Annotated in this window: 14 protein-coding genes; 8 read left to right on the top strand and 6 right to left on the bottom strand. The window is 72.6% G+C overall.

The genetic code is table 11. The annotated features are described in order from the left end of the window. The first annotated feature begins 148 nt into the window (after nt 1-148). Together KV381_RS07585 and KV381_RS07580 are read left to right on the top strand one after the other, a co-directional pair. Nucleotides 149-1,390, top strand: coding sequence for an AAA family ATPase (locus KV381_RS07585; RefSeq protein ID WP_218784946.1), 1,242 nt, complete (start codon nt 149-151; stop codon nt 1,388-1,390). 233 nt (nt 1,391-1,623) lie between these two features. Beyond that, on the top strand, nt 1,624-3,021 hold the full coding sequence (locus tag KV381_RS07580; protein ID WP_193462353.1) for a VWA domain-containing protein: 1,398 nt from the start codon (nt 1,624-1,626) through the stop codon (nt 3,019-3,021). Nucleotides 3,022-3,045: 24 nt separating this feature from the next. On the opposite strand, the gene KV381_RS07575 is transcribed toward KV381_RS07580, so the two are convergent. Next, nucleotides 3,046-4,257 (bottom strand): pyridoxal phosphate-dependent aminotransferase, encoded by a 1,212-nt coding sequence (locus KV381_RS07575; protein ID WP_193462354.1) that lies wholly within the window; start codon nt 4,255-4,257, stop codon nt 3,046-3,048. 85 nt (nt 4,258-4,342) lie between these two features. On the opposite strand from KV381_RS07575, the gene KV381_RS07570 reads away from it, so the two are divergent. Further along, a complete protein-coding gene (locus tag KV381_RS07570; protein WP_230543356.1) occupies nt 4,343-5,035 on the top strand; it encodes a winged helix-turn-helix transcriptional regulator in 693 nt (230 codons plus the stop codon). A 64-nt stretch (nt 5,036-5,099) separates the two neighbouring features. After that, nucleotides 5,100-5,744: a uridine kinase gene (locus KV381_RS07565; protein WP_218784945.1), complete on the top strand. Its 645-nt coding sequence runs from the start codon at nt 5,100-5,102 to the stop codon at nt 5,742-5,744. Between the two features lie 56 nt (nt 5,745-5,800). On the opposite strand, the gene KV381_RS07560 is transcribed toward KV381_RS07565, so the two are convergent. Beyond that, nucleotides 5,801-6,712 (bottom strand): carbohydrate kinase family protein, encoded by a 912-nt coding sequence (locus tag KV381_RS07560; protein WP_086778242.1) that lies wholly within the window; start codon nt 6,710-6,712, stop codon nt 5,801-5,803. Beyond that, entirely contained in the window at nt 6,709-7,659 is a 951-nt protein-coding gene (locus KV381_RS07555) for a pseudouridine-5'-phosphate glycosidase (protein WP_098026999.1), read from the bottom strand. Before KV381_RS07555 ends, KV381_RS07560 begins: the two co-directional genes overlap by 4 nt. 104 nt (nt 7,660-7,763) lie before the next feature. On the opposite strand from KV381_RS07555, the gene KV381_RS07550 reads away from it, so the two are divergent. Next, nucleotides 7,764-8,126, top strand: a complete 363-nt coding sequence (locus KV381_RS07550; RefSeq protein WP_030079545.1) for a cupin domain-containing protein — start codon at nt 7,764-7,766, stop codon at nt 8,124-8,126. Here KV381_RS07550 and KV381_RS07545 read toward each other — a convergent pair. From KV381_RS07545 to KV381_RS07535, 3 genes are all read right to left on the bottom strand, one after another. Beyond that, on the bottom strand, nt 8,116-9,336 hold the full coding sequence (locus KV381_RS07545; RefSeq protein WP_103537100.1) for an MFS transporter: 1,221 nt from the start codon (nt 9,334-9,336) through the stop codon (nt 8,116-8,118). The genes KV381_RS07550 and KV381_RS07545 overlap by 11 nt on opposite strands. Nucleotides 9,337-9,509: 173 nt before the next feature. Then, nucleotides 9,510-10,067: a methylated-DNA--[protein]-cysteine S-methyltransferase gene (locus tag KV381_RS07540; protein ID WP_030627523.1), complete on the bottom strand. Its 558-nt coding sequence runs from the start codon at nt 10,065-10,067 to the stop codon at nt 9,510-9,512. 76 nt (nt 10,068-10,143) lie between these two features. Continuing rightward, nucleotides 10,144-11,019, bottom strand: coding sequence for a glycerophosphodiester phosphodiesterase family protein (locus KV381_RS07535; RefSeq protein WP_030079539.1), 876 nt, complete (start codon nt 11,017-11,019; stop codon nt 10,144-10,146). Nucleotides 11,020-11,248: 229 nt separating this feature from the next. On the opposite strand from KV381_RS07535, the gene KV381_RS07530 reads away from it, so the two are divergent. The 3 genes from KV381_RS07530 (at nt 11,249) to KV381_RS07520 (ending at nt 15,041) form a co-directional block, all read left to right on the top strand. Then, entirely contained in the window at nt 11,249-12,079 is an 831-nt protein-coding gene (locus KV381_RS07530; RefSeq protein ID WP_098026997.1) for an MHYT domain-containing protein, read from the top strand. A gap of 39 nt (nt 12,080-12,118) precedes the next feature. Continuing rightward, nucleotides 12,119-14,248: an excinuclease ABC subunit UvrB gene (gene uvrB / locus KV381_RS07525; RefSeq protein ID WP_218784944.1), complete on the top strand. Its 2,130-nt coding sequence runs from the start codon at nt 12,119-12,121 to the stop codon at nt 14,246-14,248. Between the two features lie 214 nt (nt 14,249-14,462). Continuing rightward, a complete protein-coding gene (locus tag KV381_RS07520) occupies nt 14,463-15,041 on the top strand; it encodes a TerD family protein (protein ID WP_030079532.1) in 579 nt (192 codons plus the stop codon). Nucleotides 15,042-15,126 lie beyond the last annotated feature (85 nt).

Below are 15,126 nucleotides of genomic sequence, written 5' to 3'. Positions count from 1 at the left end.
ACTGACCCGGATCCTTAAACGTGCCGGCGTGCCCGATGGGCGGCACACTCAGGGCCCGGAGGCCGGCTACGCCTCCGGGCCCGCTCCCGCTCCCCGGGTCCGACGGAGACCGGAGCCGACCACGCGGGCACCGGACCCGCGGGGCACCATGCAGGACGTGCGAGGTACAGACGTGCAAGGCGCAGACGTGCAAGGAACAGACGACGCGCAGTCCACGGCCGCCCGGCTGCGGAAGATCTGTGACGAGGTGTCGGACCGCTTCTACGAGCGGGCCGACGTGGTGCGCACCCTCGTGGTGGCGCTGCTGGCCGGACAGCACTCGCTGGTGCTCGGCCCGCCCGGAACGGCGAAGTCCGAGATCGCCCGGGAGCTCACCGGCAGGGTCGAGGGGGCCGCCTACTGGGAGATCCTGCTGTCGAAGTTCACCGCGCCGACGAGAATGTTCGGCCCGGTCGACGTCGCCGCGCTGACCCGCGGGGAGTACCGCCAGGTCTACGAGGGCCGCGCCACGACCGCGCACGTCGCGTTCATCGACGAGATCTTCAAGTGCTCGACGGCGGCGCTGAACGAGACCCTCGGCTACCTCAACGAGCGGATCTACCACCCCGAAAGCGGCGGGGAGCCGATTCGCTGCCCGCTGATCGGCGCCATCACGGCGAGCAACGAACTGCCCACCGGGGAGGAGACGGCCGCGATCTACGACCGGCTGCTGGTGCGGATCGAGGTCGGATACCTGGCGGACCCGTCGAACTTCGCCGCGCTGGTCCGCTCCGCCGTCAGCCGGCCGACGGCCCCGGTCCGTACCACCGTCGAACTGGCCGCGTTGCAGGAAGCGGTGACCCGGTCCGTCCCGGCCGTGGCCGTCCCCGACGCCGTCGTGGACGCGGTGTGTTCGCTGCGCGCGGCTCTGCGCCGCAAGGAACTCGTCGCCTCCGACCGCCGCTGGCGGCAGGCGGTGGGGCTCCTCCAGGCGTCCGCGTACCTCGACGGACGCCCGGCGGTCACCGAGACCGACCTGACCGTACTCACCCATGTGCTGTGGGACTCCCCGGCCCAGCGCCCCACCGTCGAGCGCGAGGTACTGCACCTGGTCAACCCCGACGCCAAGGAGGCGCTCGACCTGGCCGATGCCATCGACGAGTTGGAGGCCCAGCTCGACGCCATGGCAGGGCAGTCCCGCGAGGCGCTGAGCGACTGGGTCATCAAGAAGGCCCACAACAAGCTCGCCACGGCGGGCAGGAGACTGGAACAACTGCGCGCCGAGGCGGCCGGCGCCGGCCGCTCCACCGCCGCCATCGACCGGGTCACCGGCCGTCAGCGCGCCGTCCGCGCCCGTGTTCTCACCGAGGCGCTCGGTATGGACGCGAGCATGGTCCAGGACCGGCTCTGACCGCCGGGAGGAGCAGCGGCACGGGCAGCGAGCCGGTCGCCCTCAGCGCACTGGCGGGCCGGGCCCGGACGTGGCTGGGTCACTCCGCTGCCGAGCGGTGCACCGGGGTCGTCCTCGCGGACCGGTTCGAACGGTTCACCTGGCACGACACCTGCGAACAGTCCGAAGGGCTGCGCGAGCTGGCCCGGGAGCTGGGTGAGCGTCACGACCACGCCGCCGACCTCCTGGCCGATGTGTTCCTGGCCGCCTACAAGGCCGGCCTCCGACTGCGCGAGCGCACCGAGATGGATCCCTCACGGCTGGTCAACCACCAGGTCGTCGCCGCGCTGGTGGAGTCACCGGACTTTGCCGCGCTGCGCCGGGAGACCGTCGGTGACCCCTACGCGGCAGCCCTGGCCGTCCTCGCCCAGTCCGGCGCCCTGCGCAGGATGCTGGAGCGTTCCCAGGACGCCCAGGGGCGGGCCGAGCAGGCGGCGAGGACCCGCCAGGACGCCGAAAGAGCGGCGACCGCCGTGGCGGAGGCGCTCCGGCAGGCCGCCGAAGAGGCCGATGAGGACGGCGGCGTACCGGCCTCGACCGCCGATGCCCTCCACCGCGCGATCGAGGCGGCCGAGGCGGTCGGGTCGGCTGCGCGGCGCGCCGCCCAGGACGCCGCGCAGGGCGCCGCGGCCGTCCCCGGCCTCCGGGCCGCCGCGCACCGGGCGGCGGGCGAGGCCGCCGAGGCCGTGCGGGAGGAAGCCGTGCTGATGCGGGCCTGGGGCGTGGGCTCCGGTGAGCTGGAGCGGATGCCGTACGCGCGGCGCGCCCGTCTCGCCGAGCGGCTGCGGGCCGGCCGTCTCGCCCGCTGGGCCGAACTGATCGGGCGCTTCCGGCAGATGGCCGACGGGGAGCGGGCCCGCAAGGTGGAGAGCACCGCCGGGGAGCTCGTCGGCGTCACGCTCGGCGACGACCTCTCCCGCCTGATCCCCTCCGAACTGGCCAACCTCGGCCTGCCCGAGCTGCGCGCCGTCTTCGCCGCGCGGTACGCCGCCGGGGAGCTGATGCTGTACGACAGCCGGGGCGAGCAGCCGACGGGGCGGGGTGCCGTCATCGCGTGCGTGGACACCTCCCACTCGATGTACGCGGCGGGGCCCGGCGGGGTCACGCGGGAGGCGTGGTCCAAGGCGTGCGCCCTGGCGCTGTTGGACCAGGCCCGCCACGCCGGGCGCGACTTCGTCGGCATCCTGTTCTCCGCCGAGGACCGGATCCAGGTCTTCCGCTTCCCGGCCGGCCGGTCCGCCGGCATCGAGCAGGTGCTCGACTTCGCGGAGACCTTTCTCGGCGGCGGCACCAGCTACCAGGCTCCCCTGACCGTGGCCCGCGAACTGCTGGAGGAGGAGTTCGACGACGCCACCGACCCGCGCGCGGACATCGTGATGATCACCGACGACGAGTGCGGCGTCACCGAGGAATGGATGCGCGGCTGGAACGAGGCCAGGCGGGTGCTGGGCTTCCGCCTCTTCGGACTCGCCGTCGGCGCCCCGGGCGCGGCCGAGGCCGGCTCGGTCCTGGACGCCCTGTGCGACAACCTCCGCTCCATCGAGGACCTCACGGACGTCCACGCCGCCGCCGACCTGTTCCGCCTCATCTGAACCCGGCCGGGCCGTACGCGCACCTCACTGGCGATATCCGTTCAGGAAGCGGCCGATGCGGCTGATCGCCGCGTCGAGATCGTCGGCGTACGGAAGCGTCAGGATGCGGAAGTGGTCCGGGCGCGGCCAGCTGAAGCCGGTGCCCTGCACCACCTGGATCTTCTCCCGCAACAGCAGATCCAGCACGAACCTCTCGTCGTCGACGATGGGGTGCACCTTCGGATCGATGCGTGGGAAGGCGTACAGCGCGCCCTTCGGCTTCACGCACGAGACGCCCGGGATCTCGTTCAGCCGCTCCCAGGCCCGGTCGCGCTGCTCGTGCAGCCTGCCGCCCGGCGCGACCAGCTCCTTGATGGACTGCCGGCCCCCGAGCGCGGCCTGAATGGCGTACTGCGCGGGCGCGTTGGGGCACAGCCGCATGGAGGCCAGCATGGTCAGGCCCTCCAGATAGTTGCGGGCGTGCTGGCGCGGGCCGGACACCACCATCCAGCCGGAGCGGAACCCGGCCACCCGGTACGTCTTCGACAGGCCGCTGAAGGTGAGGCAGACCAGATCCGGGGCGAGGACCGCCGCGCTGTGGTGCTCGGCCCCGTCGTAGAGGATCTGGTCGTAGATCTCGTCGGCGAAGACCATCAGGTGGTGCCTGCGGGCCAGATCCAGGATGCCTTCGAGGATCTCGCGCGGATAGACCGCGCCGGTCGGGTTGTTCGGGTTGATGATCACGACGGCCTTGGTCCGGTCGGTGATCTTCGACGCCATGTCGGCGAGGTCCGGGTTCCAGTCGGACTCCTCGTCGCAGACGTAGTGCACGGCCTTGCCGCCCGCGAGCGTGGTCACCGCCGTCCACAGCGGGAAGTCCGGGGCCGGGATCAGCACTTCGTCGCCGTCCTCCAGCAGTGCCTGCACCGCCATCGAGATCAGCTCGGAGACCCCGTTGCCGAGGAACACGTCGTCCACGCCGACCTCGGTCAGCCCCATGGCCTGGTAGCGCTGGACGACCGCCCGCCGGGCCGAGAGGATGCCGCGCGAATCGGTGTAGCCGTGTGCCTGGGGCAGCATCCGGATCATGTCCTGGACGATCTCCTCGGGAGCCTCGAAACCGAAGAGCGCCGGGTTGCCCGTGTTGAGCCGGAGCACGCTGTGGCCCGCCTCCTCCAGGGCGTTGGCGTGCTCGATGACCGGGCCCCGGATCTCGTAGCAGACCTCGTTGAGCTTGCTGGACTGCCGGAACTCCATGCGCTGCCTCCCGAGCCGAATTGCGATACTTGGTTTTACCAAGCTTCAGCTTGGAAAGTCCAACAACATGTCTAGACTGCGTCGCATGCCACGTCAGCAGCAGCCAGCAGCACGCCCCGCCCGTCGCCGGAGCTACGACCAGTTCGACGCCACCGCCCGCGCCCTCGACTCCGTCGGCGACCGGTGGACGCTGCTGATCGTCCGTGAACTGCTGGGCGGCCCCCGCCGGTACACGGACCTGCACGCCGATCTGCCCGGCGTCAGCACGGATGTGCTGGCCTCCCGGCTCAAGGACATGGAGCAGAGCGGGCTGGCCCTGCGCCGCAAGCTGCCGCCCCCGTCGGCGGCCTCCGTCTACGAGCTGACCGAACGCGGCCACGGGCTGCGGACCGTCCTCGCCGCCCTCGCCGCGTGGGGCGCGCCCGCCCTCGCCGAGCGCCGCCCCACCGACGCGGTCCGGGCCCACTGGTTCGCACTGCCGCTGCTCGGCGCCCTCACCGGACTCACCCAGGACGGCGTCCTCGAAGTCCGGCTCGACGAGGGCGAGTTCCACCTCCATGTCGGCGGGGGAGCGGGGGCCGTGCTGCCGGGCGCCGAGGCGTACGGACCGGTGTACGGATACGGCCCCGCCGACCGCCCCGACGCCCGGATCGTCCTCGACGCCGGGGTCTGCCTGGACCTCGCGCGGGGCGCGGCGGGGCTCGCGGAGGCGGTGAAGGACGGCCGCGTCGAGGTGTCCGGCGAGAGCCCGCTCGCCGCCGAACTGCGGGGGACCTGAGCCGGGTTCCGGGGGCCGGAGGGCTCGCGGGGCGGTCGCGCGCGGATCCGGCGATGATGGAGCCGTGCGACTCGAAGCGATCACCTGGGAACGGCTGGCCGGCGAGCTGGCCCGGTACGGCGACGGGCTGTCCGCGGCGGACGGCGGGCCCTGGCTCGCCCTCGGCATCGACGGCGCCCCGGCCGCCCGCACCGGCGAGTGCGCCGAACGCGTCGCCCAGGAGCTGCGGCTGCTCGGCCGCTCGGTCCTCGTCGTCTCCACCGAGGGCTTCCTGCGGCCGGCGAGCCTGCGCTTCGAGTACGGGAAGCAGGACCCGGACACGTACGTCGACGGCTGGTTCGACACCGGGGCGCTGTGGCGCGAGGTGTTCGGGCCGCTGGAGGCGGGCGGCTCCGGCCGGGTGCTGCCCGATCTGTGGGACCCCGTGACCGACCGGGCGACCCGGACCCCGTACCACGCGCTGCCCGAGGGCGGGGTCGTCGTCGTGCACGGCCCGTTCCTGCTGGGGCACTGGTTCCCGTTCGCGCTGAGCGTCCATCTGCGGCTGTCCCCGGGGGCGTTGCGGCGGCGTACGCGGGAGTCGGAACGCTGGACCCTGCCCGCCTTCGCCCGGTACGAGGAGGTGGCGCCCTCGGAGCGGGCGGACGTGGTGGTCCGGGCGGACGACCCGTCGCACCCGGCCTGGTCGGGGCTGCCCGGGGGCGGATGAACCGCGCGGTCGGGCCGCCGGCGGTTCCCGCCGTACGCGCGGTGCGCCACCCGCGCTCAGCGGACCGGTGGCCGCCCGCCCACCATGGCCACCGCCTCGGCGCCCGCCCGGCAGCCCGCGGCGGCCGCGGTCAGGTCGTCCGCCCCGGCCAGCAGAGCCGCCAGGAACCCGCCGGTGAACGCGTCGCCCGCGCCCGTCGAGTCGACCGGCTCGCGCACCGGCGGGGCGAGGGCGCGGCCGGTCACCTCGCCCCGGGCGGCCACCACGGCTCCCCGTGCGCCCAGGGTGACGACGACGCGCGGGAACCACCGGCTCAACTCCGCCGCCGCGGCCTCGGGTCCGGGCAGCCCGGTGAGCAGCCGGGCCTCGTCCGCGTTCGGCAGCAGCAGCTCCGCCCCCTCCGCGAACTCCAGGAACCGCTTCGGCCCCAGCTCGCCGAGGAACCCGGCCGACGCCGGATCCACGCTCACCGGAACGCCCCGCTCCACGGCGGTGCGCAGGGCGAGGAGGGCGGCGGCCCGGCTCGTCGCGGCGAACAGGAGATAGCCGGAGAGATGCAGCCGCCCGACGCCGTCGAGCATCGAGGGCGCGAAGTCCTCGGCGGCGAGCCGCAGCACCGCCCCGCCGTCGGTGAGGAACGTACGCTCGGCCGCCGCGTCGACCAGGGCGATGACGGTCGCCGTCGGAAGCTCGTCGTCCACCGCCAGGAACGCCCGCACCCCCGCCCGCTCCAGCGCCCGACGGTGCCAGTCGGCGGACTCCGCGCCCGCCCGGGCCAGCAGCCGGACGTCCGGACAGCCCGAACGCGCCGCCCAGCAGGCGACATTGGCCCCCGCGCCGCCCGGCACCGTACGGATCCGGGCCGCCGTGTCCGTACCGTGGGCGAGCGCCGATCCGTACCGCGCGACCACGTCCGTGACCACGTCGCCCACCACCAGCAGCCCACCGCCCGCCGCCGCAGCGCTCACCGGGCACCCGCCGCCGCGACGGCGATCCGCGCCGCGAGAGCCACGTTTCCGCGTACGGCCGCGAGGTTCGCCTCCAGCGACGCACCCCCGGTCCGCCGCATCAGCTGGTCCAGCAGGAACGGTGTGACGCCCTGCCCCGAGATGCCCCGCTCCCGGCACGCGTCCAGCGCCTCCGCCAGCACCCGGTCGTGCAGCGCCGGATCCAACTGATCCCGCTCCGGTACGGGGTTGGCGACGATCAGCGCGGCCGCCGGGCCGCCCAGCGCCTCCTTCACCCGGATCACCTCCGCCACCTCCTCGGGGCTGTGCACCGTCCAGTCGACGGGTTCGCCGGAGCTGCTCAGGTAGAAGCCGGGGAAGCGGTCGGTGCCGTAGCCGACGACACAGACGCCGAGGGTCTCCAGCCGCTGGAGGGTCGCCGGGACGTCGAGGATCGACTTCACGCCCGCGCAGACCACGGTGATCCCGGTGCGGGCGAGCAGCCGCAGATCGGCCGACTCGTCCTGGTTCTCCGCCCATTCCCGGTGTACGCCGCCGAGCCCGCCGGTCGCGAAGACGCCGACGCCCGCCCGGGCCGCCAGGAACGCCGTCGCGGACACCGTCGTCGCCCCGCTCGCCCCGGAGGCGAGCGCCGGGGCGAGATCGCGGTGCCCGAGCTTGCGTACCGCCGGATCACCGGCGATCCGTTCCAACCGGTCCTCGCTCAGGCCGACATGGGCCACCCCGTCCAGCACGGCGACGGTCGCCGGGACCGCTCCGGCGGACCGGACGAGGCCCTCCAGCTCCAGGGCCACGGACAGGTTGCGCGGGCGCGGCAGACCGTGCGCGATGATCGTCGACTCCAGCGCCACGACGGGCAGACCGGCGCTCAGAGCGGCGCGCACCTCCGCCGAGAGCACCGGCTCGTAGGGTTCCGGCTCGTTGGTTTCCGGTGAGTTCTGAGGCATGCCCCATCCCTGTCGCGGGCGGAAGGGGCGCAAACCACGGGCGGACGTTCTCCGGCGGGTCCTGGTCACCCGGTGGCCGGAAGCGGTCGCTAAGGTGACCGGCCATGACGACAAACGACCAGGTCCCCGCCTCCTTCGCCGTGCACATCCCGGACGCCGAACTCGTACCGGAACCTCTCGATCCGGCGCAGATCGTCTCGGGCGATCCCGTGGTGACGGGGAAGGTGCTGTGGGAATCGCCCGACGGCCGGCAGATCCGCGGCATCTGGCAGATCACGCCCGGCGTGGTCACCGACACCGAGGCGAACGAGCTGTTCGTGGTCGTCAGCGGCCGGGCGACGGTCGCGGTCGAGGGCGGGGCGACGCTGGAGATCGGCCCGGGGGACGCGTGCGTCCTGCGCGAGGGCGACCGGACGACCTGGACCGTTCACGAGACGCTGCGCAAGGCGTACCACATCAGCCTCTGACGTCTCCCGGGCCGCTGAGGTCTTCCGGCCGCCGCAGACCCCGGCGCAGCGCGAGCGCGGCGACCGGCAGCAGCAGGGCGGCGCCGATCGCGTTCAGGCTGCCGTAACCCCACTGGGCGACGATCACCCCCGCCGCCGCCCCGCCGACGCCTGCCGCCGCGCTCATCGTCAGGTCCGACAGCCCCTGCACGGCCGCCTGGGCGGACCGGGGCACCGCGTCGGTGAGCAGCGCCGAACCGGCGATCATCCCGGCCGACCAGCCGAGGCCCAGCACGAACAGGCCCGCGGCGGTCTGCCCGTGCCGGGGCCCGGCGGTGCCCGCGAGCAGCGCGGCGAGGCTCAGCAGCCCGACGGCCAGCCCGATCACGGCCGGCCGTCCGAACCGGTCGGCCAGCCACCCCATCACCGGCGAGAACGCGTACATGCCGGCGATGTGCCCGCTGATGACGAGCCCGATCAGCTGGAGGTCGGCGCCGTGCCGGCCCAGGTCGACCGGGGTCATCACCATGATCGACACCATGGCGGTGTGCGACACGGTGACCGTCACCAGGGCCAGCCGTGCCATCGGCGACTCCCGCACCGCCTCGACCCCGGCGCGCAGCGACCGCTTCGGCGGCCCCGCCGGGCCCTCCGGAGCCAGGGCCCGGGCGGTGAGCAACGGGTCCGGGCGCAGCGCGAGCGCCACGACGAGCCCGGCGAGCAGGAACACGGCGGCCGAGCAGAGGAACGGCCCGGCCGCCTCGGGCACCGGCGTACCGCGGAACAGCCGGCTCGCCGGGGCCGAGATGTTGGGCCCCAGCACCGAGCCGATCGTGGTGGCCCACACGACGGTGGAGATCGCCCGCCCCCGCCGCTCCGGCCCCACCAGGTCGGCCGCCGCGAACCGGGCCTGGAGACCGGCCAGCGACCCCGCGCCGAACCCGGCCATGCCGAGCAGCAGCAGCGGGAAGCTGGGCAGCATCGTGGCCAGGACCACCAGCCCACCGCCCAGCGCACCGATCAGATAGGCGAGCACCAGGCCGGACCGGCGGCCCCGGGAGGTCATCAGGGCGGCCAGCGGCAGTGACAGCAGCGCCGTGCCGACGACGGAAGAGGTCGGCGCCAGGCCGGACAGCGCCTCGGATCCGCTCACCTCGGCGGCCAGCATCGGGGCCAGCGCGATACCGATGGCCACACCGAGGCCGCCGAGTATCTGGCTGACGATGAGCACCGCCGACGTCCGGCGCTGGAGCGCGGGCAGCCCGGCGGCCGGGACCTGGGGGAGGGAGAGGGGTCGCGTCACCGGCGCAGTGTGCCACCGCCCGGCCGCCGCCGTGCACCCGGGCGAGTGAAACGAGCCCGACCAGGGGCCTGTCGTGCGGACCCGACCCTGATCGACAGGCCCTAGAACAGCGGCTCCGGCAGGACCCCCTCCAGCGCCAGCAGCTGTCGTTTGGTCTCCAGGCCGCCGCCGAACCCGCCCAGGCCGCCGTCGCTCTCCACCACCCGGTGACACGGCACCACCACCGGCAGCGGATTGGCCCCCATGGCCGCGCCCACCGCCTGCGCGCCCTCCGGCCGGCCGACCCGCGCCGCCAGCTCCCCGTACCCGACGACCGTCCCGTAGGGCACCCCGGACGCCAGCTCGCGGAGCACCTCACGGTGGAAGCCCGAGGCCAGCGACCAGTCCAGAGCCAGGTCGAAGTCCTCCCGCCCGCCCGCGAAATACGCCGCGAGCGCGCGTATGGGCTCGGCGAGCCGCGCCGAGCCGGGCGCCTCCACCGGCTCCGCGCCGAATCCGGTCCGCAGCCGGCCGAGCATCGCGTCCCGTACGTCGGGGCGGGCGTGGAAGGACACGCTCACCAGGCCGGTCGCGGTCGCGGCGAGCAGCAGCGGGCCGATGCCGCTGTCCACGACGGCCCATTCGACGGCCGGCCCGCCCCCGGTCCCGTAATCGTTCATGCCGACCACCGTACGACCGGGCACTGACAGCGGCGGTCCCGTCGGCGGAAACCGGCGGGACCGACAGCGCGCCGGGTCAGCTCGTGGCGTCGCGCACCACGTCGGGGAAGTTGGTGATGATGCCGTCGACCCCGAAGTCGCGGGCCTTCACCGCGTCCGCCGCCTTGTTGACCGTCCAGGTGTTCACCCGCAGCCGCTTGCCGTGCGGGCCTTTGAGCCGCTGGACCGCCGCCACGTAGTCGGCGCCGATCGTCGCGTACGAGGGGTTGATCTGATCGGTGAACGCCGCGTACGAGGGCAGGTCGGCCACCGCCGGGGTGCCCAGGAAACCGGTCGTGATGTCCGGGCGCAGCGTGTGCACCTGCTTCACGCTGTCGGCGCCGAAACTCTGGATGACCAGCCGGTTCCGTACGTGGGAGCGGTCCAGCCACCCCGACCGGCCCAGCACCCGGATGATGTCGCGTTCGATGCCCGGGTAGGTCGCCGGGCTCTTGATCTCCAGGAGCAGCTTCTGCCGGTTGCGCTCCAGGCGGTTCAGGAACTGGGTGAGGGTCGGGATCCGGGCCCCGGTGAACTGCGCTCCGAACCAGCTGCCCGCGTCGAGCTTCGCCAGCTCCGCCGCGGTGAAGTCCTTGACCGCCCACGGAGCCCGGTCGGGGAAGACCTGCTCGGCGTCGGTCGTGCGCTTCAGATCGGTGTCGTGCAGCACGACGAGCACGCCGTCGCGGGTGCGGTGGACGTCGTTCTCGACCCACTCGATGCCGAGGGCGTCCGCGGCGTCGACGGCGGCGAGGGTGTTCTCCGGCGCGTAGCCCGATGCCCCCCGGTGCGCCACGACGACCGGGGCCGTCTGCCGCTCCGGGGCCTCGGGCCGCTCGGCGGGCAGCAGCAGGGCTCCGGCGCCGAGCAGGGCGGCGGCCGTGGTGGAGGCGGTTGCGGTACGGACGAACACGGGGACTCCTCACGTCGGGAGTGTGCGGACACGCAGAGAGTGACAGCGGCCCGCCAACGCCCGGCGGGGCTGCGGTGGCCGCGGAATGAACGGAACCTTCGGTCCCGGGGACCACCGCGGAGCACGGCAGAAGACCGTGCCGATAAAATGTGCTTTCTTTGTCTGCCTGCCGGGACTCGCCCCTTGGGGACCCTCCTCGACCCCGGGCTTTCTCGAAGGGCGTACGCACATGCAGGGAACAGTCGACGGATTCACCTACGGCCTGGTGACCCCGGTCGCGGCCTTCCTCATGGCCGCACTGGGAGCCGCCCTCGGACTCCGCTGCACCACCCGGTCCCTCCGTACCGCACGCTCCTTCCGGGCCGGCTGGCTGGCGCTGGGTTCGCTGTCCATCGGCTCCGGGGTGTGGACCATGCACTTCGTCGCGATGACGGGCTTCACCGTCCAGGAGGCTCCGATCTCCTACGACAAGCCCCTCACCTTCTCCGGCCTGGCCGTGGCCGTGGTGATGATCGGCATCGGCATCTTCATTGTCGGGTACCGGGGCGCGACCCGCATGGCGTTGATCACCGGGGGCACCATCACCGGCCTCGGTATCGCCTCGATGCACTATCTCGGCATGGCGGGCATGCGCATGGACGCCCGGTTCGCGTACGACACGCCCCTCGTCGTCCTCTCGGTGCTGATCGCCGGGGTCGCCGCCACGGGCGCGCTGTGGGCGGCCGTCAGCCTGCGGGGAGCCCTCTCCGGCCTCGGCGCGAGCATTCTGATGGCCGTCGCGGTGACCGGAATGCACTACACCGGCATGGCCGCGCTGGACGTGCATCTGCACCTGCCGCCCACCCTGCCGAACGACCTGGCCGACGTCCTGCCCCGCGACCGGCCCGCCGAGATCATCGGCCCGATGCTGGCCGGACCCGCCTGTTTCCTGCTCCTGGCCGCCGTCGTGCTCCTGTTCGACCCCCGGGCCATGACGGGCGAACCCGACCCGTACCAGCGGGCCGGGCACCACCCGCGGAGCATGGTCCGCGAGGGCGCGGGAGGGCCGCGGTACCGCTGATCCGGGGCCGTTGTCAGTGGCGAGCCGTACGGTGGTTGTATGCGGCCCGTTTCCAAGATCGAACGTTCGGTGGCGCCCTTCGAGGTCGTCAGTCCCTACCAGCCCAGCGGCGACCAGCCGGCGGCCATCGCCGAGCTGGAGCGGCGTATCCGCGCCGATGAGAAGGACGTCGTGCTGCTCGGCGCGACCGGCACCGGCAAGTCGGCGACCACCGCCTGGATGATCGAGAAGCTGCAGCGCCCGACCTTGGTGATGGCGCCGAACAAGACGCTCGCCGCCCAGCTGGCCAACGAGTTCCGTGAGCTCCTGCCGAACAACGCGGTGGAGTATTTCGTCTCGTACTACGACTACTACCAGCCCGAGGCGTACGTCCCGCAGTCGGACACCTACATCGAGAAGGACTCCTCGATCAACGAGGAGGTCGAACGGCTGCGCCACTCGGCGACCAATTCGCTGCTCACCCGCCGCGACGTCGTCGTGGTCGCCTCCGTGTCCTGCATCTACGGCCTCGGTACGCCGCAGGAGTACGTGGACCGGATGGTCCAGCTCAAGGTCGGCGAGGAGATCGACCGCGACCAGCTGCTGCGCCGCTTTGTCGAGATGCAGTACAGCCGCAACGACCTGGCGTTCACCCGTGGCACCTTCCGGGTCCGGGGCGACACCATCGAGATCTTCCCGGTCTACGAGGAGCTCGCCATCCGCATCGAGATGTTCGGCGACGAGATCGAGGCCCTGTCCACGCTCCACCCGCTGACCGGCGAGATCATCAGCGAGGACCCCACGGTCCACGTCTTCCCCGCCAGCCACTACGTCGCCGGGCCCGAGCGCATGGAGAAGGCCGTCAGCGGCATCGAACAGGAGCTGGAGCAGCGCCTGGCCGAGCTGGAGAAGCAGGGCAAGATGCTGGAGGCCCAGCGGCTGCGCATGCGCACCACGTACGACATCGAGATGCTCCGCCAGATCGGCACCTGCTCCGGCGTCGAGAACTACTCGATGCACTTCGACGACCGCGCCCCCGGCACCGCCCCCAACACCCTCCTCGACTACTTCCCGGACGACTTCCTCCTCGTCCTGGACGAGTCCCACGTCACCGTCCCGCAGATCGGCGCGATGTACGAGGGCGACGCCTCCCGCAAGCGGACCCTCGTCGACCACGGCTTCCGGCTGCCGTCCGCGATGGACAACCGGCCGCTGAAGTGGGAGGAGTTCCTCCAGCGGATCGACCAGACGGTCTACCTCTCCGCCACCCCGGGCAAGTACGAGCTCTCGCGCGGCGACGGGTTCGTCGAGCAGATCATCCGCCCCACCGGACTCGTCGACCCCGAGGTCGTGGTCAAGCCCACCGAGGGCCAGATCGACGACCTGGTCCACGAGATCCGCAAGCGCACCGAGCGCGACGAGCGGGTCCTGGTCACCACGCTCACCAAGAAGATGTCGGAGGACCTCACCGACTACTTCCTCGAGCTCGGCATCCAGGTCCGCTATCTGCACAGCGACGTCGACACCCTGCGCCGCATCGAGCTGCTGCGCGAGCTGCGCTCCGGCGAGTACGACGTGCTCGTCGGCATCAACCTCCTGCGCGAGGGCCTCGACCTTCCCGAGGTCTCCCTGGTGGCCATCCTCGACGCCGACAAGCAGGGCTTCCTGCGCTCCGGCACCTCGCTCATCCAGACCATCGGCCGCGCCGCGCGCAACGTCTCCGGCCAGGTCCATATGTACGCCGACAAGATCACCCCGGCCATGGCGCAGGCGATCGACGAGACGAACCGCCGCCGCGAGAAGCAGATCGCCTACAACACCGAGCGCGGCCTCGACCCGCAGCCGCTGCGGAAGAAGATCAACGACATCGTCGCGACCATCGCCCGCGAGGAGGTCGACACCGAACAGCTCCTCGGCACCGGGTACCGGCAGGGCAAGGAGGCCAAGACCCCGGTCCCCGCGCTCGGCGGCAAGGCGGCCAAGGGCGGGGCGAAGGGCGGGGCGGCCTCGCCCGGCGCGGTGGTCAGCGACCGGCCCGCCGCCGAACTGGCCGGGATCATCGAGGAGATGACCGACCGGATGCGGGCCGCCGCGGCGGACCTGCAGTTCGAGGTGGCCGCCCGGCTGCGCGACGAGGTCGGTGAACTGAAGAAGGAACTGCGTCAGATGAAGGAAGCGGGCCTCGCCTGATTTCCGGCATCGCGGCCGGCTTCGCTGCCGATTCCCGCACCGGGGCCGGCCCGGGTTCCGGCGCCACTTCCGCCGCACCGGGCGGGCCCCGCCCGGTGTGTTGCAAGACCGACACAAAAACGGACCGAGCCTGCTGCCGCCCGGGGTGGAATGCGTAGGGTGCGGGGAAACCGCACACGGATGGTTGCGGGGCAATGCCGAGAGGGGACAGCGCGTGACGGTCAATATGACCAAGGGTCAGGCCATCAGCCTGCAGAAGAGCGACGGGGGGACCCTGACCGCGGTACGGATGGGGCTCGGCTGGCAGGCGGCTCCGCGCCGTGGCCTGTTCGGCTCGCGCACCCGCGAGGTCGACCTGGACGCCTCGGCGGTGCTCTTCGCCGACAAGCAGCCGGTCGACGTCGTGTTCTTCCGCCACCTCGTCAGCGACGACGGCTCGGTCAAGCACACCGGTGACAACCTGGTCGGCGGCGCGGGCTCCGGCGGCGACGACGAGGCGATCCTCGTCGACCTCCAGCGCGTGCCGGTCCACATCGACCAGATCGTCTTCACGGTGAACTCCTTCACCGGGCAGACGTTCCAGGAGGTCCAGAACGCCTTCTGCCGCATCGTCGACGAGACCAACGGCCAGGAGCTCGCCCGGTACACGCTCGACGGCGGCGGCCAGTACACCGCCCAGATCATGGCGAAGGTGCACCGCGTGGGCAACGGATGGCAGATGACGGCCCTCGGGAACCCGGCCAACGGCCGCACCTTCCAGGACCTGATGCCGTCGATCCTCCCGCACCTGTAGGACCCGGACCGGTCGGCGACGACCGGCACCGAAACGGGGCGGGGCGGCTCCGGCGGCACCGGCCGCCGGGAGCTGCCCCACGCAC

Origin of the sequence: Streptomyces sp. WY228 (assembly GCF_019287315.1) — a bacterium.
In the GTDB taxonomy this organism is placed as follows: Bacteria; Actinomycetota; Actinomycetes; order Streptomycetales; family Streptomycetaceae; genus Streptomyces; species Streptomyces caviscabies.
This window is presented reverse-complemented; position numbering and strand designations above follow the sequence as displayed.